This window comes from Serratia nevei (assembly GCF_037948395.1).
GTDB lineage: Bacteria > Pseudomonadota > Gammaproteobacteria > Enterobacterales > Enterobacteriaceae > Serratia > Serratia nevei.
The window spans coordinates 4,289,996-4,308,538 of sequence record NZ_CP149940.1; the positions used below are offsets into that span (position 1 = coordinate 4,289,996).

An 18,543-nucleotide genomic window follows, 5' to 3' on the forward strand; every position below is an offset into this window, starting at 1 on the left:
GAACTACTCTCCTACTTGTTGCAATGCCTTGCGTATTAGGCCGCGGGCAATATCTTGAAGGGAAGGCGCAACGCCAAGTGGGGATTTACTGCGTTCCTGCTCTTGAAGGCGCTTCATCGCCTCAACGCAATCGTGCTCAATAAGTATTGGCTTGGGGTTGAAGCGGGCATTTTTCATGTATGTAATCCCATGACTGGTTATGCATACAATGATACTTCAGGACGAAAAACACGCAAAATTAATTTTCTATTTAAATAAAAATAAATAGAAAAATATTCCATTAAATTAAGGTGAAGTAGTATTTATTTTCATTAAGCAATCATGCATTAACCATTTGAAAGAAATAGATAACGTAATGATTTGGCGTATAAAAAGTGATAACTAAAGTGATGATGGTTAGTCTTGTGATTGTTTATTCATGGGATAGAACCGCCAAGCGGCGGAAACTGTGCTGTGTGACTTGCCGTGACTCGTCACGCTTTACCATGTGACACGTCACAGCGTCCTGAGCATCAGCTCTCACCAGATCTATGTCTGCCCACACGCAACTTCACCATTGCGGAGCGGTGTGGTGGTTGTTCCAGCCACAATTGTACTTCCTGTTGGCGGCGAGGTGTTTAGGTCGGAAAACCGCGTTCATGCCAAGGGGCGCTAAGGTGCCCAAATGCAGTGCTCTTTCCGTTGTGCCGCAACCGTTAACAACCTGAAGCTGTGTGCAAGATTTAGCTCAGCTTGCGCGAGCATTTTTTATGGTAAGTTATATGGCCCCTACACACATAAAGGATGTTTTATGCGCCCTGACGAATTTTTTTTCCCTCATATTTTCACTTATGAATCCCAGACGTTTTACGGTAACAAGGTAAATAGTAAAAACGAAATATTGATCACTCTAATTGATGAAACCTGCCCTTTTGATATAGGGAAACTCATAACTCTTCAGCAGGGGACAAAAGAGCGGCACTTTGAAATTCTAGATTATGATGTAAATCAAAGCCTTGATATTGGCGGCGGCGGTTATCCCTACTTAGCTAGCCTAAAAGTCAGAGCGTTGGATGTAAAGCCCACACCTCAACCAAATGTAACTAGCATTACATTCAATGGAGCAGTACATGCGGGGGGCGATTTTCAAGCTGGCTCTATTAACTCGATAACCAAAAATATAACTATTGAGCAGTTAGCAAAAGCTATTGAAGAAAGTAATGACCCTGAGGTGAAGAGTCTTTGGAGTAAATTGACCAATAACGCTTCATTTGCAGCTATTGCTGCAGGCGTGGCTCAATCATTGCTTGGCTGAGGTAAAAAGCCACCTGCTGAGATGGTGGCTTTACACAACGCCCCTCAAAAGAGGCCATATTCGAGTTAATCTAGCAAAAACTCCATCCAGGATGGATATCTAAGATATCAACAAGAAACCCAATAGTTTGTTAGTTCAAAAGTGCCATTTGTTGGTTCAGTGTTAGTTCAAAATGAACGATAATTCTCTTTTAGAACAACCATCTTTACAAGTTGAACCAACTGAACTGACTGAACCAACATATTTTTATCACATGTATAGATTTACTCTTCTGACTGTTCGCCTTCTGGCAAATGATGGATCACGTACACATTAATCTGCCGCCCATCTATGCGCGGTGATTTTCGCTGATAACCCCTTCCACTGGCTGGCAGTGTCAGCATTCCAGCTCCTGCCAAAACTTTGGCAAAATGCTTCGAATTGAAACCCCGCGCTATCTCATCCTCGAAAGCTGCAGGAAACGTATAGAACACCATGGCATCACTATCATGCTTTCCCTTATCTCTGTAGCCAGCCAAATCACGTATAGGAAACCCCTGCGGGTCATAAGGTAGTGGTGCGAAGCGGCTCAAACCGTAGGCATTCAGGAAAGATTCTGTCTGCTCGATAATCTGCTGGTGTTCTTTGTTGCCAGTACCGAACTCTTTGATCCAGGAGTTGAAATTGTGTTGTATCGCGTCTCGGCATTCCTGCTCATTCCATCCAGTAACAACACAGCCGAGAAGTAATGCGGCTTCAAGTACAGCAAACCGCGCCGCTACCCGGTGAACCTGTTCGCCGTAATCTGCCGGGATTAGTGAGCGCCATCGTTCCTCAGCAGCTCTCACCGCAACTATGGCCTGTTGCTTGTGGTCAGCGAGGTGCTTAATCCAATAGCGTCCAGCGGCTCCATAGTTGTGCTGATAGGCATCTTTCAGGGCGTCGGCGTGAGCCTTTCCGTTAGGTGTTTCGTGATGGTGTTGTGACTTCTCCAGCGGGATGTTTAACAGGCGCACCAGTTGTCCAGCCTTCACTTTGCGTCCAGCGGTAGCAATGAAGGTTTCAATGTCCATTTCCCCGGTACTGAGAGCCACTGTACGCCAACGCTTCAAATCACGGTTGCCGCCCTCCTTGGCCCCTTGCAGCTTACCGACGCCGTTAAACAAAGTGTAGGCAGATTTCGCTACACTATCCGGATCAGCACCTTGTCCCACCTCATCAAGCGGCATCAGGCCGTCATTGTGCGCAGCCGCCTCGTTGGCTATCCCTAGCGCGGTACCGAACCACGTCAAGCGCAAGCCATCTGGCTCACCGTACAGACTGCTGGCAATATTGGCGGTCGTAGTCTTACCGGCACTGGATTGCTCGTAGAAGTGGATGCCGAACCCGTCAGCGCCGGCCAGCCCAATTAGTGGGGCTGCCAACGCAGCGCCGATACCTGCCATCATGGACGGGTTTCCCCTAGCCAAGCGCGCCACCGAATCACGCCAGCTTTCTGGCGTTCCCTTGACGGTATATCCGGCTGCCGCGGCACTACGGCCATTGAATAGTACCGGTCTTTCAGGTGAACCGATTATTTCTCCGTCTGGCATGATATATGCCCCACATTGCCAGCCCGTAGCCTGTGCCACACGCCAGATTTCGCGGGAGCCGCCACACTGCAGCCAGTCGGCTAGTGTCGCCCTGAGCGCGTTTTTTGTGGTCACGTTGACCCCACCCGCCTTAAGTGTTCTCCAACCCTCACGCTCGCCAATATCGGCCAAAGGGATAGCGGCGGTAGTAGGTGTGCTTTCACCCACCGGTAGCCAGCGAATAATCAGGTATTGGTCTTTGTCGTCCCTGCCGGTGCCGATCACTTCCAGCGGCGAACACAACCACGATTCATTGTTGATAACCTCACCACTCACTTGATCTACCTTCGGCGTGATCCAGAAAACGCCGTCCTTGCGGCTCTCAATGCGAGGTTTTAGCGGGTCAGCCTCTTGGTGGTCTTTTTTACCGCCCTCAATGGCTTTCAGTTGGACACTCACACCTTCCCCCTTGGGTTGACACAGTGAATTGTTAAATGCCAGTACAGCGGCTTCTATCCCGTTCTGCTGGCGATAATCATCCCAATCAGCCTTGTACTCTGTCGGTGGTATTGATACCCACCCAGCGACAGCAGCAGCGGCTTTCTCTGCTGCGATCCGGCCCGTGTTCTTCCTCGGCTTACCGTGCTCGTCCAGTTCGCCCGGTTCGTGGTAGTCGTTATCCCCTGCAATGATGATTTGCGCGTCTGGATACCGGCGGTGCATCGCCTCCGCTACATGTAATAGGTTCCCGGCATCGATCGCGGCTACCGTCAGCGCGTCAGGGCGTATCAGGTGAGCGGTTAGGGTAGTTGCCAGCCCTTCACCAATAATCACCACTTTTGGGTGCTCTGGTCCACCAGCCAGGGTATGGGATGCTCCGCGCTTGGTGCCGTCCGTTACCTGACGTTTCTCACCTGCGGGGGTGATAGTCTGTGCTGCCGTGACTGCGCCGGTTTCATCAGTCAGGGCCACCAGCAAGCGGCCATCTTTCAGTGTGGGGAAGGTGAAGCCGGTCAGCCCCTTAGCCTTAAGATATTCAGGCTCGCTTTCCACTGCATCGACAGTCAGTGATTGCCAGCGCCGGTTAAACTGCTGGCTCTTACGCTCATGATCTGCGGCTTCTGCCTGCCGGCGCTCCTGCTCACGTTGTTGCCGCTCAGCCTCCATTGCAGCCTTGTTCTGGCGAGTAGCTTCTGATCCGGTATCTGCTGCCCGGTAATCGATAGCCAGCACGTCAGCAACCATCCGAGCGGCTTCGGTAGCGTCGCACCGGTTTACTTTCTGGATGAGATCTAACCCGTCACCAGCTCCACATTGGTTGCAGAAATGGGAGCCGCGCCCGTTATCATCGAACCGAAACCGATCACGCCCGCCACAAGCAGGACATGCCACTTGCGCACGTGGGCTAACGGGAACGTCGATCCCCACCATCGGCAACACATCAGGCCAGCGGTTGGCTGCTAATTTGGTCACTTCGCGGATCAGGTCAATGTTACGCATCATGCCGTCCCCCATTGCCCAATACAGTTGCGTACATATCTTTCTTTATGCACTGCCAGACTGCCAAACCTCGCGGTGTCAGGTTGCCATCGTCTAGGCATTTACTAATCATTTGAATAATTAACAAATCCAACTGCGGGCAATTCAGCTTTAATGCATCCAAAAGGTAAGAATCAACCAAGTCACGGATGCCAGGCACACCCCCCATAATGGCAACATAGAGGGCTTCCCCATCCATGCCAAAATCGAACTGGCAGCCCTTGTTCTGCTGAATTACATAACGATACACAGCAACCGCATACTGGTTTGCGAGAGCATTCAGACGGGGATTTTTAGTGATGAGTTTCATTAGGTAAGCCCTCCGTGATGTAGGCCTGCAAGAATCCCTCATGTAACTCATTCAGTGTGTCGCGCCCAAACGCCGATATACCGACAATATTGCCGTTACTAATTTCAAGCATTTGCTGATAGAACTTAACGATAAACTTTGCGCCCTCTTCAATTCCGTAGCGCTCGATACCAGTACCTTCAATGTTATTCGCGATAGCCAATCGCTCAATCTTCCGGTTTGTCACCATACCGCCATTCTGCCCGTGGAACTCTTCTCTTCCATTTATGGCCACCAAGTCAGCGATGTAAGCATCAGCCACCAGCCAGCGATAAAGCACTACGAGGTTATGTGGGGAATGGTTCTCCGGGATGCCCCCCCACTCAGCTAGCAGTCGCAGCGCCAAAGAACGATTATCATCCCACTCTCCATCATCAGCACGTATCAGTACATCAGCGAACGGGATTACTTCTTGCTCGTGGTATCTGTTATCGCTGTATTTCTGGTATACCTTCACGCCATCATGAATGGCCTCTGCATAGTATTCACCTGGTTGTTCAGTCACTTCTTTTACTTTTTGGAAAGGGATAACGTTGCTCATTCTGTCTCTCCCGCCTTGCTATCATCTGATGATGCGGCATCATCGATAGCCTCATTGCACTGCAATTTACTTAGAAGATTGCTGCCAATGTTTTCTGCGGCATCGACTAAAAAACTCTGGCGTTCGGTATCTTCGACATCGTTAATCGTGCGTAAGATTGCTAACAGGCACTCTGTGTCATGGATAAGTGCCGCGGTGAGAAAATGAGTTGTATTAGTCATAGGTTTTCTCTCCGGCAAAGGTAAATTCAGATTCAAAGCGATTGAGCGGATACGTGCATTCAGCTTGATAACCAGCACGGATAAATATCACGCGATTGAAAATGCATGATTTGATGGTAATGAACTGACCTCGCTTATCTTGATAGCGTTCTTTTGGCATGGGTTTACGCATGGCTTACCTCCTGAATCGGCAGGCGCCCAGCGAATGACAGGATGAAATGAGGGGCTAACACCTGGCGGGCTTCTTGTTCGGTGTAGGCCTCTACAGACATACGGCAAGGATTTGCCTTACGGTCTATACGTGATAACGCCAGAAAGCGCCAGGTGAACTTATTCTGGGTGAGCGAACTCCGCCCGGTTAAGGGTGTGATATGATCTGACATAGCTGCCTCGATACTGATTCTATCGTTGGTGGTAAGAGGCCCGGTTAGTGTTCCACCACTACCGGGCTTCGCTGTATTTACAAAATGATATTGATTTACCACAAAGCGGTAGTTACCATTTGTATCACCATTATAATACCGGTAACTACCAATGCAAGACGAAAAAGAAAAAAAGGCGTTTGACCGCAAAGGCAGCACTATGAAGCACATACGCTTTGAAGACTCACTACTTGAACAAATTAACACCATTGCTGGGCAGGGAAATTTCAGCTCATGGGTTAAAGATTCTTGCCGAGATAGATTGCGTAAAGAAGGAATTGAACCAAAGGGTTGAGCACCTCGACCTAATGAAAATTGGTTACCCAGTAGATTGGTAACATACTGATTTTGTTCATAGCTCAAATTTGAGTCATGACCCCGAAGGGTTGCATTAGCAGTGCAGCCCTTCTTCATTTGTGCCAATCCACCAGCGGAACAGTAATGGATGCCGCCTAGGGGAAAGGCATCTTTCTGGCTGGAAGCGTGGTTATGCATGCTCTGCCCCTAAACGTTTCGCCATCCAACGTTGTGATAATCGCGCCAGTTCTGCCTTGCGCTGGTGGTAGTCCTGCCCTAACTCGATCAACGTTATGTTGGTGCTTTCCAGATAGGTAAGGTGCTCCAATTGCTCCGCGTTCATGCTGTCACGCGGATCGCCGTCAATCCCGTTAACTTGAGCCCACTGCTTAGCTGACAGCCCACCCAGCACAATCCTGGCAATCATGTTGCTTTCATTGTTGTAGTGGTGCTGTAGCGTCTGCTTACCCTGTTCAGCGCGGGCAGTATCCAAAGCGACACACATTGGCTTAAACAGGTTAGCTGCACCTATGCGAGCCTTAAGCTGGCGACGGAACTGGGCGGCCACTTCTGGCGCACTGAGCTGTAATGCTTCTTCGCACTGAATGAAGTAACGGCGAACGGCACGCCCCTGCTCATTGCGTTCAACCATTGCCAACTCTTTAGCCATACCCAGGGTTATCAGGTAGTCATGTTCGAGCTGTTGCCTGGCTTTTGCGCTCGCCCGTTTTGGCGCGCTCAAACTCTCAACAAACATATAATCGGCAGTGGCTATAAATCCATATTGGCTAATACGGCCTTTAATCCAGTTAGTAAAGTCACGGCCTACACCCAGTGTTTTGTGTAATGCCTTCGCGCTCACAATATTACTTTCACGCCCACCTATCCGCCCATGAGAGACCGGCACCAAAGATGCAAAGCTGCTGCCGTTAATATCGCTTTTACTTTCTTTATGATGTGTTTGTCCCCGACCAGTGTTGGCCGTTTTTTCAATATCCATTAGTTATCCCTCGCTAAAGCTTTTCATTGCTGCCGGTGAATATTGAATGCAACTCCCCGCAAGCACCCGCAAAATCTGAACTCCCGATGTTCTTTATCAGGAAACCTCCTTGCGGGATTCAGCAATGCGTTGATTAACCCAGTCATCAATTTCACTTTCAACAAAAGCAATGGCACGAGTACCAATTTTTACGGATGGGGGGAACTTTCCCTGAGACATAAGATGATAGATCCATGCCTTACTGTAGCCTGTGCGACGCTGAACATCATGCAACCGAATGAGTGATTGAGTCATATATACCTCGTAAAGTCTGTTGTCGTTTACAAGACATATCGTCGCACAAAAAAAAGAGAAAGATTCAAAGCCTCAGGCATGAGGGTATTTATACTCAACTTACCCTTAGGGTTGAGGGTAAGTTGCAATATCGTTTTGAATAACTACCCTGAGGGTAAGCCTAATTAGCCCTAGGGGGCAAGAAGAACACCCTTGCCCCTAGGGTTACTATCTCTTTATCGGGCAGGCAACCAGTTCTATAGACTCTGCCTGTCTCTTTGTATAACCTTTGTTTTGTAAATACGTGATGATGGCGTCTTGATTTCCGCGAGTAGCTCTATCATTTTCCGGATCGTATTTTTCCCACTCTTTATTCCGTATTTCTATAGCTAACAGCAATGGATCATCACTCCTATACTTCCCTAGTAACAAAGGAATCGCAGCTGAAAGCTTTCTATTTTTTTCTTTTAAAGACTCATTCTCTTGCATGAGTTTTTCTAGTGACACTTTTTCCTCTATACAATTAAATTCATCATATTCAAGTCGTATGCTTTCTTTAATTTCATCTAAGGGTATGTGCAAGAAAACACCTGTACCCTCTAAAAATTTCGCCAACTCATCACGTCTGAAGCCATAGCTATCAAAATAATCAGCTTTTGTATTATCTACACTACCCCAGCCACCAGCCATATTTAACCCTCCAAATCAAAAAGGAATATCATCATCAAAGTCCATTGGTGGCTCTGATGGATTACTCGCCATCAAACCAGAAGGAATTTTATTTACACTCGATTGAATCCTTACTATAGGCACGGCCCCATCCTCCAAGACTATATCGAGAAGACGGTCAAACTCAGGATCCTCATTCCATTCGGTAGGCTCAATATCCCCACGTCTGTTTCGCCAAACAAACTCAGGCAACTGCCTGTTTTTTGTCAACCAAGAAAGCCACTTAGCTATTTCTGCATCAGTAACATGAGGTTGTAGGAGTCTAATGCGTTCAAACAATTCTCTGACCGAAATAAACTCTTGCTCCTTTGCCTCCAGATCAGCAAGGATATTTAAATTATTTCCCATACGCCACCTCGCGTCCTCTAATTTTGGCGGCTATGCCAGTCCGTAGAGGTGTACGGGTTTTCGGGGATCAGCCTAGACATAGCCTATTCTTTGGTAATCTATGCAAGTCTACTGCGGTCTACTATAACTGTCTATGCATCCAGTTATGCTCGTAGTCCAAATGTGCCGTGTACGACATTTTCGCCTTTCTCCAAGGTGTCCATGTAGTCTGCATACCACTGAAGCATCTCCCGCCGGCCATCCAGATACTGGGCATGGTTGTAGGTTCCACGAATGCTGTTCTTATCCACGTGAGCCAGTTGGGTTTCAATCCAAGCGGTGTTATACCCCTGTTCGTGGAGAATAGTACTCATTGTGTGGCGGAAACCGTGCCCTGTGACGCGCCCAGCATAACCAATGCGCCTAACCAGCACATTCATAGCCATTTCACTGATTGGCTTGCTGTGGTGAATCCTGCCTGGAAACACGTAGCTGTAATGGCCCGTCAGGGGTTTTAGCTGCTCCAGAATGCTAATCGCCTGGTCGGATAGTGGTACGCAATGAGGGCGGCGCTTCTTCATGCGTTCGGGTGGAACTTCCCAAAGCCGCTTATCAAAATCAAACTCCGACCATTCAGCCTTACGCAGTTCTCCAGGCCTGGTTCCTGTGATAATAAGCAGACGCATAGCCAACTTAACGATTTGGCTGCCAGTGTATGTATTAAAGACGCGGAAAAACTCGGGCAGCTCGGAAACTGATAGGAAGGCATAGTGTTCTTTTTTATGCGGTGAGAACGCGCTGGCGAGATCCGGAGCTGGGTTATATTCAGCCCTACCGGTGACGATGGCATATTTCCATACCTCCCCGCACCGCTGGCGTACCTTGCGCAATTTCTCTGTTGCGCCGCGCTCATCCAGTTTAGAAAGCGTCCACATAAGCTCCATTGGCTTTATCTCGGCAATTGGCCGCTGGCCGATGTATGGGAAAACATCGCTCTCAAACGTTTTCATCATCTCTTCGGCGTATGATTCCGACCAGCGATCACGCCGCTTGCCGTACCACTCCCGCGCTATCCCCTCAAAGGTATTGCCGGTAACATCTTGCCGAGCTCGTTTCTGCTGCTTCCTGGCTTCGCTAGGGTTGATGCCCGATACCACCAGCTTTTTAGCTTCATCACGCTTCTGCCTTGCCTCGGTGAGTGAAACTGTGGGGTATGTACCGAGGGAAAGCATTTTGGGTTTGCCATCGAAACGATAGCGAAAACGCCAACCCTTGGAGCCGTTCGGCTCAATGAGTATAGATAGCCCTCCGCCATCACTGAGTGTATAGGGCTTTTCTTGCGGCTTTGAGCGCCGTAGCTCAAGGTCTGTGAGGGGCATGTGTATAGCTCCGAGGTAAATCAAACGTCCTATACTCATTACTATACACATGGATGTATAGATTTGGGTAGATGTGCGTAGACGTTGAGATAACCAGATTTTACCGGGATACTTGTCTTTACTGGGTTTAGTAGGCTTTGGTGGACGTTGAGAGAAGTGTGTTTGGAGCGGGTGAAGGGAATCGAACCCTCGTATGCAGCTTGGGAAGCTGCCGTTCTACCATTGAACTACACCCGCATCAGTGTGCGACAGGCATTATAACCGGTTATCGGCGGCGGGCAAGCGGAGATGGCGCGTAACTGTCGATGTTTTAAGCGGTTAAGTCCGGCGGGCGAAAAAAACCGGCGCAGTTGCCTGCACCGGTGGTTTCACGCTAAACGGAATTATTTCTGTGGGCGCATCGCCGGGAACAGAATCACGTCGCGGATGGTATGGCTGTTGGTGAACAGCATCACCATACGGTCGATACCGATGCCCAGACCGGCGGTCGGCGGCAGGCCGTGCTCCAGCGCGGTGACGTAGTCTTCGTCGTAGAACATCGCTTCGTCGTCGCCGGCGTCTTTGGCGTTCACCTGATCGGCAAAGCGCTGAGCCTGGTCTTCGGCGTCGTTAAGCTCGGAGAAGCCGTTGCCGATTTCACGGCCGCCGATGAAGAACTCGAAGCGGTCGGTGATTTCCGGGTTAACGTCGTTACGGCGCGCCAGCGGCGACACTTCAGCCGGGTACTCGGTGATGAAGGTCGGCTGAATCAGATGGCTTTCCGCCACTTCTTCGAAGATCTCGGTCACGACGCGGCCCAGACCCCAACTCTTCTCAACCTTGATGCCGATGGATTCAGCGATGGCTACCGCTTTGCCCATGTCGGCCAGGTCAGCCAGATCGGTTTCCGGGCGGTATTTCTTGATCGCCTCGGTCATGGTCAGCTTCTCGAACGGCTTGCCGAAGTCGAACACTTCGTCACCGTACTGCACCTGAGAGGTGCCCAGCACTTTCTCGGTCAGGGTGCGGAACAGCGTCTCGGTCAGCTCGATCAGGTCTTTGTAATCCGCGTAAGCCATGTAGAGTTCCATCATGGTGAACTCTGGGTTGTGACGCGGAGAAACGCCTTCGTTACGGAAGTTGCGGTTGATTTCGAACACGCGCTCAAAGCCGCCGACCACCAGACGCTTCAGATACAGTTCCGGCGCGATGCGCAGGTACATGTCGATATCCAGCGCATTGTGGTGCGTGATGAACGGACGCGCGGACGCGCCGCCCGGGATCACCTGCATCATCGGGGTTTCGACTTCCATGAAGCCGCGTTCCACCATGAAGTTGCGGATAGCCGACATCACCTGAGAACGCACCTTGAAGGTGTTGCGCGATTCTTCGTTGGCGATCAGGTCCAGGTAACGCTGGCGGTAACGGGTTTCCTGATCCGCCAGGCCATGGAATTTGTCCGGCAGCGGGCGCAGCGCTTTGGTCAGCAGACGCAGCTCGGTGCAGTGGATCGACAGTTCGCCGGTCTTGGTTTTGAACAGCTTGCCGCGTGCGCCGAGGATATCGCCCAGGTCCCACTTCTTGAACTGGTCGTTGTACACGCCTTCAGCCAGATCGTCGCGCGCGACGTACAGCTGAATGCGGCCGCCCACGTCCTGCAGCGTGACGAAGGATGCCTTGCCCATAATACGGCGGGTCATCATGCGGCCGGCGACGGTCACTTCTACGCCCAGCGCTTCCAGCTCTTCGTTGTCTTTATCGCCATACGCGGCGTGCAGTTTGTCGGAGGTGGAGTCACGACGGAAGTCGTTCGGGAACGCAATGCCGTTCTCGCGCAGGCCGGCCAGTTTCTCGCGGCGGGACTGCAGTTCGTTATTGAGATCCAGCGCCTGATCGGCGCCCTGTACTTGTTGTTCAGACATTTCTATTCCTCATAACCCGGCTTTCAAACTTGCCTCAATGAATTTATCCAGGTCGCCATCCAGTACGGCCTGCGTGTTACGCGTTTCGACGTTGGTGCGCAAATCCTTGATGCGGGAGTCATCCAGCACGTAAGAACGGATTTGGCTGCCCCAGCCGATGTCGGACTTGTTGTCTTCCATCGTCTGCTTATCAGCATTTTTCTTTTGCATCTCAAACTCGTACAGCTTGGCTCGCAGCTGTTTAAACGCTTGATCCTTGTTCTTATGCTGAGAACGATCGTTCTGGCACTGCACCACGATGTTGGTTGGCAGGTGAGTAATACGTACGGCGGATTCGGTTTTGTTGACGTGCTGACCGCCCGCACCGGAGGCGCGGTACACGTCGATACGCAGATCCGCCGGGTTGATTTCGATATCGATATCGTCGTCGACTTCCGGGTAGATGAACACCGAGCTGAACGAGGTGTGGCGACGGCCGCCGGAGTCGAACGGGCTCTTGCGCACCAGGCGGTGAACGCCGGTTTCAGTGCGCAACCAGCCGAACGCGTAGTCGCCGATGATCTTGATGGTGGCAGACTTCAGGCCCGCGACGTCGCCGTCGGATTCTTCGATCACTTCGGTCTTGAAGCCCTTGGCTTCAGCCCAGCGCAGGTACATGCGCAGCAGCATGCTGGCCCAGTCCTGCGCTTCGGTGCCGCCGGAACCGGCCTGGATATCCAGGTAGCAGTCGGCGCTGTCGTATTCGCCGGAGAACATGCGGCGGAATTCCAACTGATCCAGCTTGCTCATCAGTTGATCCAGCTCGGCGACCGCTTCGTTGAAGGTCTCTTCATCGTCGGCTTCCACCGCCAGTTCCAGCAGCCCGCCGACGTCTTCGCCGCCCTGCTCCAGCTGATCGATGGTTTCAACGATGGCTTCCAGCGCGGCGCGCTCTTTGCCGAGCGCCTGTGCGCGCTCCGGCTCGTTCCAAACGTCCGGCTGCTCCAGCTCGGCGTTGACCTCTTCTAGGCGTTCCTTCTTGGCATCATAGTCAAAGATACCCCCTAAGAACCGCAGTCCGCTCGGACAGGTCCTGAATTCGGTTTTTTACCGGGTTAATTTCAAACATGGTTTCGTTCTTTTACGTTGATGTCGTCGATGGCGGAATGCCATTGGAACCGCTAATTCTAACGGATCCGGGCGGCAGTTTATAGCGAGTTGGTCAGTTTTTGTGGCGATCGGGAAGGATGCAGGGGATTGGAGAGCCCAATCCCCGAATTGTGTTCAATTTCGCCTCAGCGCGGCCAAAGATGCTGGATCAGCAGCTGCACGTTGCGGTTGCCGCGAAACTCGTTGACGTCGAGCTTGTAGGCCAGTTCGACCTCGCGCACGCTGCTGTCCGGCCACAGCGTGGTGTCCACGTTGAACGCGATGCCGTCGAGCAGCGGGCCGCCGCCGAGCGGTTCCACCATCAGCTTCAGGTGTTTCTCGCCCACCAGCCGCTGCTGCAGGATACGGAATTTGCCGTCGAAGGTCGGTTCCGGGAACGCCTGGCCCCACGGGCCGCCCTCGCGCAGCAGCTCCGCCGTCGTCAGCGACAGCTCCTGCATCGCCAGTTCGCCGTCGGACCAGATCACCCCTTCCAGCATCGCCGGATCGAGCCATTCTCCCACCAGCTCGCCGAAGCGCTGGCGGAACTCGTCGAACCTGGCCTCTTCCAGCGACAACCCGGCCGCCATCGCGTGGCCGCCGAACTTCATCATCAGGCCGGGGTTCAGCATATCCAGCCGCTCCAGCGCGTCACGCATGTGCAGGCCGGGCACCGAACGGCCGGAGCCTTTCAGGATGCCGTCACCCGCCGGCGCGAACGCGATCACCGGGCGGTGGAAACGCTCTTTGATACGTGAAGCGAGGATACCCACCACGCCCTGGTGCCATTCCGGGTGATACATCGCCAGCCCGTAAGGCAGCTCGGTGCTGGTGCGCTCCAACTGGTCGCACAGCTGCAGGGCTTCCACCTGCATGCCCTGCTCAATCTCGCGCCGCGTCTGGTTCAACGCGTCGAGATCGTTGGCCAGCATACGCGCCTGCGCGATGTCGTCGCTCAGCAGCAGCGCCACGCCGATCGACATGTCGTCCAGCCTGCCGGCGGCGTTGAGACGCGGGCCGAGGGCGAAACCGAGATCGTTGGCCGCCAGCTGGCGGGCGTCGCGGTTGGCCACCTCAAGCAGCGCGCGGATGCCCGGTCGGCATTTGCCGGCGCGGATGCGGTTTAACCCCTGATACACCAGAATGCGGTTGTTGGCGTCCAGCGGCACCACGTCGGCCACGGTGCCGAGCGCCACCAGATCCAGCAGTTCCGCCAGATTGGGCATCGCCAGCGCGCGCTGTTCGAACCAGCCGCTGTCCCGCAGCCGGGCGCGCAGCGCCAACATCAGGTAGAACGCGACGCCCACTCCGGCCAGCGATTTGGACGGGAAGGCGCAGCCGCGCAGGTTGGGATTGACGATCGCTTCGGCCGCCGGCAGGGTCTCGCCCGGCAGATGGTGATCGGTCACCAGCACCTGCATGCCCTTGGCGTGCGCCACGTCGACGCCGGCATGCGAGGAGATGCCGTTATCGACGGTGACGATCAGCTCCGCGCCGCGCGCCGCCGCCTGCTCCACCACTTCGGGGCTCAGGCCGTAGCCGTCTTCAAAGCGGTTCGGCACCAGGTAGTCGACGGCTGCGCCGCCCATGCTGCGCAGCGCCAGCACAGTCAGCGCGGTGCTGGTGGCGCCGTCGGCGTCGAAATCGCCCACCACCATGATGCGGCGACCGTCGGCCAGCGCCTGTTGCAGCAGGCTGACGGCGTCGTCGATGCCGTCCAGCTGTTGCCAGGGTAGCATGCCCTTGACGCCGCGCTCCAGCTCCTGCTCACCCTGCACGCCGCGCAGGGCGTAAAGCCGGCGCAGCAGCGGCGGCAAACTGGCGGGCAGATGCGTGTCGTCCGCCGCCGGACGGCGGCGTAGTTGCGTTTTAATACTCACCGGCGATTAACCACCGGCTTTGGTGGCGGCCTGGTGCGCATCCAGCATGGCGGCCATTTCTTTTGGCCCCTGATAGCCCGGGATCATCATGCCGTTTTCCAGAATGATCGCCGGCGTGCCCTGAATGCCGAACTGCACGCCCAGCTCGTAATGCTTGCTGATGTCAGTTTTGCAGGTGGCCGGAGAGATGGCGTCGCCCTTCATGGCGGCGTCGAACGCCTTGGCCTTGTCGGCGGTACACCAGATAGACTTCATGTCTTTCTCAGCCTGGGAAGCCAGCCCCTGACGCGGGAACGCCAGATAACGCACGGTGATGCCCAGATCGTTGTACTCTTTCATCTGCTGGTGCAGCTTATGGCAGTAACCGCAGGTGATATCGGTGAACACGGTGATCACGTGTTTCTCTTTCGGCGCTTTGTAGACGATCATTTGATCTTTCAGCGCGTCCATCTTGCTGCTCAGCAGTTGGTTGGTCACGTTGACCGGCTCTTTGCCGCTGACGTCGAACAGCGGGCCCTGCAGGATGTGCTTGCCGTCTTCGGAGGCGTACAGCACGCCGCTGTCGGTCAGCACGGTTTTCAGGCCGTTAACCGGCGAAGGCTGCACGTCCGCCTGCTGGATGCCCAGGCTGGCGAGCGCTTTTTTGATCGCCGCATCATCGGCATGGGCGGCACCGGTCACCGAAGCCACCAGCAGAGAGAGCAGCATTAAACCTTTTTTCATTGTTCCAATCCTTTCGAACCCGCCGCTCAGGCGCGCGGGTGATGCTGTTGATGTAGCTGTTTCAGTCGTTCGGTCGCGACATGAGTATAAATTTGCGTGGTCGAGAGATCGCTGTGCCCTAACAACATCTGTACGACACGGAGATCGGCCCCATGGTTCAGCAAATGGGTGGCGAACGCGTGCCGCAACACGTGCGGCGACAGACGTTCGCTGTCGATGCCCGCAAGGATGGCATAGTGTTTGATGCGATGCCAGAACGTCTGTCGGGTCATTTGCTGGCAACGGGTGCTGGGGAACAACACATCCAGCGTCTGGCCGTTGACCAGCCAAGGGCGGCCGTGTTCCAGATAATTTTCGATCCAGTAGACTGCCTCTTCGCCCAGCGGCACCAGCCGCTCCTTGTTGCCCTTGCCGATCACCCGCACTACGCCCTGGCGCAGGCTGACGTCGCTGATGCTCAGCCCCACCAGTTCGGAAACCCGCAGCCCGGTGGCGTACAACACTTCGAGCATCGCCTTGTCGCGCAGTTCCAGCGGTTGATCGACGCAGGGCGCCTGCAGCAGCGCATCGACCTGCGCCTCGCTCAGATCCTTCGGCAAACGCTGCGGCAGTTTGGGAGACGCCAGCTGCGCGGTGGGATCGTCGGCGCGCAGTTTTTCGCGATACAGGTACTGAAACAGGCGGCGCATGGCGCTCAGCAAACGCGCGGAGCTGGTGGCCTTGTAGCCGCCGTCCACCCGCTCGGCGAGAAAGGCCTGCAGATCCAACGCCTGCGCCTGCAGCAAGGCGGTGTTTTGATGGCCAAGCCAGGTGCCCAGGGCCTGCAAATCCAGCCGGTAGGAGGCCAGCGTATTTTCCGCCAGATTGCGCTCAAGCCACAGCGCATCCAGGAATTGTTCAATCAGCGCATTGTCTTGCTGTTGCACGCGGTCCTCTCTTTGTTGCATTTCCACCCGCGCCATTATGCCTTAAGCCGACGCAAATCAGGTATACTCGCTGCAATTCTCTAAACAGCAACGTAACGGTTTACACATGAAGATTGGTCTGTTTTACGGCTCCAGCACCTGCTACACCGAGATGGCGGCAGAAAAAATCCGTGAGATTCTGGGTGAAGACCTGGTCGACCTGCACAACCTGAAAGACGTCTCTCCCAAGCTGATGGAGGACTATTCCATTCTGATCCTCGGTATCCCGACCTGGGATTTCGGCGAACTGCAGGAAGACTGGGAAGCGATCTGGCCGCAGCTGCCGGCGCTGGATCTGAAAGGCAAGATCGTCGCCATGTACGGCATGGGCGATCAGCTCGGTTACGGTGAGTGGTTCCTCGACGCGCTGGGTATGCTGCACGATCAGATCGCGCCGCTGGGCGTGCAGTTCGTCGGCTTCTGGCCGACCGACGGCTTCGAGTTCACCAGCCCCAAACCGCTGAGCGCCGACGGCAAACACTTCGTCGGTCTGGCGCTCGATGAGGTCAACCAATACGATCTGAGCGAAGAGCGCCTGCAGCAATGGTGCGAGCAGATCCTGTTGGAGATGGAACCGCTGCTGTAGCCGCTGTCGGGCGCTGAACGCGCCCGATTTCCCCGCTTATTTCCACAGACGGAAGCGTGGCTCCTCTTCCCCAGCAGGTGTCTCCTTGGTCAACCGCGCCGGATCCGCCACCTGATACCAGTCCAGTTTGCGCGTCAACAGCATAATGCCCGCCAGAATGGCGAACAGCAGCCCTGCCCCCAGCACCAACGCATTGTCCTCCGACTGCAACAGCAAATAGAGCACGCCGTACAACAGCAATAGGCTCGCGGCGAACAGCGCACCGCGCAGCTTGCCGCGCAGTACGGCGCTCAGATAGAAGCCGATCAGACCGCTGCAGGCGATGCTGGCCGCCAGGTAAGCGAGAGCGAATCCCAGGTGTTCGGAGAAGGCCAGCAGAATCAGGTAGAACAACACCAGCGCCGCGCCCACCAACAGGTACTGAATTGGGTGCACCCGCAGCCCGGTCAGGGTTTCGAACAGGAAAAACGCCATAAACGTCAGCCCGATAAACAGCAGCGCGTATTTGACCGCGCGCTCGGCCAGCTGATAGTGATCGACCGGTTCGACCAGGCTGGCGCTGAAGGCCGGCAGCTTGTCCTCATCGATAATGCTATCGTCGTAATGGAACGCACTGTTGATATTGTTGGCGAACCAGGTGCTGCGCCAGCGAGCGCTAAACCCTTGCTCCGTCACCTTGCGTTCATCCGGCAGGAAGTTGCCGAGGAAATTCGGGTGCGGCCAGTTGCTTTGCAGCTGCAATTCGCTGCTGCGCCCCAGCGGCACCAGCGACAGGCTGCTGGTGCCCGCCAGCGTCAGGGTGAAGTCGGCGTTCAGCCCCTCTTTTTGTTGCAGCGCCGCCAGCGTCAACGGTGCGTGGATCCCCTGACGCAACGATCCCACGCCGGTGCCCGGTTCAAACGCCACCGGCTGCGGTATTTCCAGAGGAGAAATGCTCTTGATGCCGCGAGAGTCGCTCAGCGCCACCAGCAGGAACGGCTGGCCGAGGGTCACGTTGGCACGTTGCAAATCCGCCAGTTCCGGCTGGCCGAAACGCACCTTGAAGTTCAGCGGCCCCTGGTAAACCTGCGTCTGATAAATGCCCAGTTTACGCACCTCTACTTTCGGCGCCCCCAGCACCTGAAGCGACTCCGGCAGCAAATAGCGGTAATGCTGCACCCGCTGCACTACCGTTTGTCCTTTCTCGTCTTTCTTCTCTTCTCGTTCGACGTAGGGAATGACAATCAACGGGCCGAGCACGCGCTGTGCCCCGCTGGTGCTTTCGCTTACCTGCCCGACCACGCTTTGCCGATAGCCGCTGCGTTCGTCGATCACGCTCATCAGTTGGGCGATGGGGATCAACATCACCACCATCAATCCCAGCAGCGTGGTTATTTTCCAGAAAAGTACCGATTTCATCATGCTCGCTCCTCATAGGTAATGAGGCCACGATAAAACCC

At 54.1% G+C, this 18,543-nt stretch carries 20 protein-coding genes and 1 tRNA gene; 2 read left to right on the top strand and 19 right to left on the bottom strand.

From position 1 onward, the window contains the following. Window positions 1–3: 3 nt before the first annotated feature. Window positions 4–177 (bottom strand): hypothetical protein, encoded by a 174-nt coding sequence (locus V8N38_RS20570; RefSeq protein ID WP_165440190.1) that lies wholly within the window; start codon window positions 175–177, stop codon window positions 4–6. A gap of 613 nt (window positions 178–790) precedes the next feature. Between V8N38_RS20570 and V8N38_RS20575 the strand changes: the two genes are divergently transcribed. Further along, a complete protein-coding gene (locus V8N38_RS20575) occupies window positions 791–1,294 on the top strand; it encodes a hypothetical protein (RefSeq protein WP_147190250.1) in 504 nt (167 codons plus the stop codon). Between the two features lie 263 nt (window positions 1,295–1,557). Here the strand turns inward: V8N38_RS20575 and V8N38_RS20580 are convergent, their stop codons facing one another. The 17 genes from V8N38_RS20580 to xerD all read right to left on the bottom strand — a co-directional run bounded on the left by V8N38_RS20580 (window position 1,558) and on the right by xerD (window position 16,479). Further along, on the bottom strand, window positions 1,558–4,344 hold the full coding sequence (locus V8N38_RS20580; protein WP_147840329.1) for a TOPRIM and DUF927 domain-containing protein: 2,787 nt from the start codon (window positions 4,342–4,344) through the stop codon (window positions 1,558–1,560). Further along, window positions 4,337–4,693, bottom strand: coding sequence for a hypothetical protein (locus tag V8N38_RS20585; protein WP_142105825.1), 357 nt, complete (start codon window positions 4,691–4,693; stop codon window positions 4,337–4,339). The genes V8N38_RS20580 and V8N38_RS20585 overlap by 8 nt, the downstream gene beginning before the upstream one ends. Next, window positions 4,677–5,273 (bottom strand): hypothetical protein, encoded by a 597-nt coding sequence (locus tag V8N38_RS20590; protein ID WP_053056849.1) that lies wholly within the window; start codon window positions 5,271–5,273, stop codon window positions 4,677–4,679. The genes V8N38_RS20585 and V8N38_RS20590 overlap by 17 nt, the downstream gene beginning before the upstream one ends. Further along, on the bottom strand, window positions 5,270–5,494 hold the full coding sequence (locus tag V8N38_RS20595) for a hypothetical protein (RefSeq protein ID WP_047729933.1): 225 nt from the start codon (window positions 5,492–5,494) through the stop codon (window positions 5,270–5,272). Before V8N38_RS20595 ends, V8N38_RS20590 begins: the two co-directional genes overlap by 4 nt. Beyond that, window positions 5,487–5,666, bottom strand: a complete 180-nt coding sequence (locus V8N38_RS20600; RefSeq protein ID WP_047729932.1) for a DUF4222 domain-containing protein — start codon at window positions 5,664–5,666, stop codon at window positions 5,487–5,489. Before V8N38_RS20600 ends, V8N38_RS20595 begins: the two co-directional genes overlap by 8 nt. Next, window positions 5,659–6,411, bottom strand: a complete 753-nt coding sequence (locus V8N38_RS26120) for a host cell division inhibitor Icd-like protein (RefSeq protein ID WP_413789449.1) — start codon at window positions 6,409–6,411, stop codon at window positions 5,659–5,661. Before V8N38_RS26120 ends, V8N38_RS20600 begins: the two co-directional genes overlap by 8 nt. Next, window positions 6,404–7,213, bottom strand: coding sequence for an antA/AntB antirepressor family protein (locus tag V8N38_RS20615; protein WP_047729931.1), 810 nt, complete (start codon window positions 7,211–7,213; stop codon window positions 6,404–6,406). The genes V8N38_RS26120 and V8N38_RS20615 overlap by 8 nt, the downstream gene beginning before the upstream one ends. Window positions 7,214–7,309: 96 nt before the next feature. Further along, entirely contained in the window at window positions 7,310–7,507 is a 198-nt protein-coding gene (locus V8N38_RS20620) for a helix-turn-helix transcriptional regulator (RefSeq protein WP_071845363.1), read from the bottom strand. A gap of 207 nt (window positions 7,508–7,714) precedes the next feature. Beyond that, complete coding sequence (locus tag V8N38_RS20625; protein WP_110593732.1) at window positions 7,715–8,176, bottom strand: hypothetical protein; 462 nt, start codon at window positions 8,174–8,176, stop codon at window positions 7,715–7,717. A 15-nt stretch (window positions 8,177–8,191) separates the two neighbouring features. Continuing rightward, window positions 8,192–8,563 carry a hypothetical protein gene (locus V8N38_RS20630; protein ID WP_047729929.1) on the bottom strand — a complete coding sequence of 124 codons (372 nt, stop codon included), beginning with the start codon at window positions 8,561–8,563 and terminating at the stop codon, window positions 8,192–8,194. A gap of 143 nt (window positions 8,564–8,706) precedes the next feature. Next, on the bottom strand, window positions 8,707–9,921 hold the full coding sequence (locus V8N38_RS20635) for a tyrosine-type recombinase/integrase (protein WP_147840301.1): 1,215 nt from the start codon (window positions 9,919–9,921) through the stop codon (window positions 8,707–8,709). A gap of 163 nt (window positions 9,922–10,084) precedes the next feature. Beyond that, window positions 10,085–10,158, bottom strand: a tRNA-Gly gene (locus tag V8N38_RS20640). Window positions 10,159–10,304: 146 nt separating this feature from the next. After that, a complete protein-coding gene (lysS, locus tag V8N38_RS20645; protein ID WP_033649459.1) occupies window positions 10,305–11,822 on the bottom strand; it encodes a lysine--tRNA ligase in 1,518 nt (505 codons plus the stop codon). A 9-nt stretch (window positions 11,823–11,831) separates the two neighbouring features. After that, window positions 11,832–12,930, bottom strand: a protein-coding gene (prfB, locus tag V8N38_RS20650) for a peptide chain release factor 2 (protein ID WP_096242572.1) whose coding sequence is annotated in 2 segments (ribosomal slippage) — window positions 11,832–12,854 and window positions 12,856–12,930 — 1,098 coding nt in all. Because the reading frame shifts where the segments join, the coding sequence is not laid out codon by codon here. Between the two features lie 166 nt (window positions 12,931–13,096). Further along, window positions 13,097–14,830, bottom strand: coding sequence for a single-stranded-DNA-specific exonuclease RecJ (recJ, locus tag V8N38_RS20655; RefSeq protein ID WP_049199214.1), 1,734 nt, complete (start codon window positions 14,828–14,830; stop codon window positions 13,097–13,099). Window positions 14,831–14,836: 6 nt separating this feature from the next. After that, window positions 14,837–15,553 (bottom strand): bifunctional protein-disulfide isomerase/oxidoreductase DsbC, encoded by a 717-nt coding sequence (gene dsbC / locus V8N38_RS20660; protein WP_038871236.1) that lies wholly within the window; start codon window positions 15,551–15,553, stop codon window positions 14,837–14,839. Between the two features lie 26 nt (window positions 15,554–15,579). Next, window positions 15,580–16,479, bottom strand: a complete 900-nt coding sequence (xerD, locus tag V8N38_RS20665) for a site-specific tyrosine recombinase XerD (protein ID WP_060441367.1) — start codon at window positions 16,477–16,479, stop codon at window positions 15,580–15,582. A 106-nt stretch (window positions 16,480–16,585) separates the two neighbouring features. Here xerD and fldB point away from each other — a divergent pair, with 106 nt between their 5' ends. Beyond that, window positions 16,586–17,104 carry a flavodoxin FldB gene (gene fldB, locus V8N38_RS20670; protein WP_038871234.1) on the top strand — a complete coding sequence of 173 codons (519 nt, stop codon included), beginning with the start codon at window positions 16,586–16,588 and terminating at the stop codon, window positions 17,102–17,104. Window positions 17,105–17,140: 36 nt separating this feature from the next. On the opposite strand, the gene creD is transcribed toward fldB, so the two are convergent. Next, on the bottom strand, window positions 17,141–18,505 hold the full coding sequence (gene creD / locus V8N38_RS20675) for a cell envelope integrity protein CreD (RefSeq protein WP_070913821.1): 1,365 nt from the start codon (window positions 18,503–18,505) through the stop codon (window positions 17,141–17,143). Between the last annotated feature and the right edge of the window lie 38 nt (window positions 18,506–18,543).

Coding starts and splice junctions, on each gene's coding strand:
- V8N38_RS20570 (WP_165440190.1), bottom strand. CDS start 177: ATGAAAAATGCCCGCTTCAACCCCAAGCCAATACTTATTGAGCACGAT.
- V8N38_RS20575 (WP_147190250.1), top strand. CDS start 791: ATGCGCCCTGACGAATTTTTTTTCCCTCATATTTTCACTTATGAATCC.
- V8N38_RS20580 (WP_147840329.1), bottom strand. CDS start 4,344: ATGCGTAACATTGACCTGATCCGCGAAGTGACCAAATTAGCAGCCAAC.
- V8N38_RS20585 (WP_142105825.1), bottom strand. CDS start 4,693: ATGAAACTCATCACTAAAAATCCCCGTCTGAATGCTCTCGCAAACCAG.
- V8N38_RS20590 (WP_053056849.1), bottom strand. CDS start 5,273: ATGAGCAACGTTATCCCTTTCCAAAAAGTAAAAGAAGTGACTGAACAA.
- V8N38_RS20595 (WP_047729933.1), bottom strand. CDS start 5,494: ATGACTAATACAACTCATTTTCTCACCGCGGCACTTATCCATGACACA.
- V8N38_RS20600 (WP_047729932.1), bottom strand. CDS start 5,666: ATGCGTAAACCCATGCCAAAAGAACGCTATCAAGATAAGCGAGGTCAG.
- V8N38_RS26120 (WP_413789449.1), bottom strand. CDS start 6,411: ATGCATAACCACGCTTCCAGCCAGAAAGATGCCTTTCCCCTAGGCGGC.
- V8N38_RS20615 (WP_047729931.1), bottom strand. CDS start 7,213: ATGGATATTGAAAAAACGGCCAACACTGGTCGGGGACAAACACATCAT.
- V8N38_RS20620 (WP_071845363.1), bottom strand. CDS start 7,507: ATGACTCAATCACTCATTCGGTTGCATGATGTTCAGCGTCGCACAGGC.
- V8N38_RS20625 (WP_110593732.1), bottom strand. CDS start 8,176: ATGGCTGGTGGCTGGGGTAGTGTAGATAATACAAAAGCTGATTATTTT.
- V8N38_RS20630 (WP_047729929.1), bottom strand. CDS start 8,563: ATGGGAAATAATTTAAATATCCTTGCTGATCTGGAGGCAAAGGAGCAA.
- V8N38_RS20635 (WP_147840301.1), bottom strand. CDS start 9,921: ATGCCCCTCACAGACCTTGAGCTACGGCGCTCAAAGCCGCAAGAAAAG.
- lysS (WP_033649459.1), bottom strand. CDS start 11,822: ATGTCTGAACAACAAGTACAGGGCGCCGATCAGGCGCTGGATCTCAAT.
- dsbC (WP_038871236.1), bottom strand. CDS start 15,553: ATGAAAAAAGGTTTAATGCTGCTCTCTCTGCTGGTGGCTTCGGTGACC.
- fldB (WP_038871234.1), top strand. CDS start 16,586: ATGAAGATTGGTCTGTTTTACGGCTCCAGCACCTGCTACACCGAGATG.
- creD (WP_070913821.1), bottom strand. CDS start 18,505: ATGATGAAATCGGTACTTTTCTGGAAAATAACCACGCTGCTGGGATTG.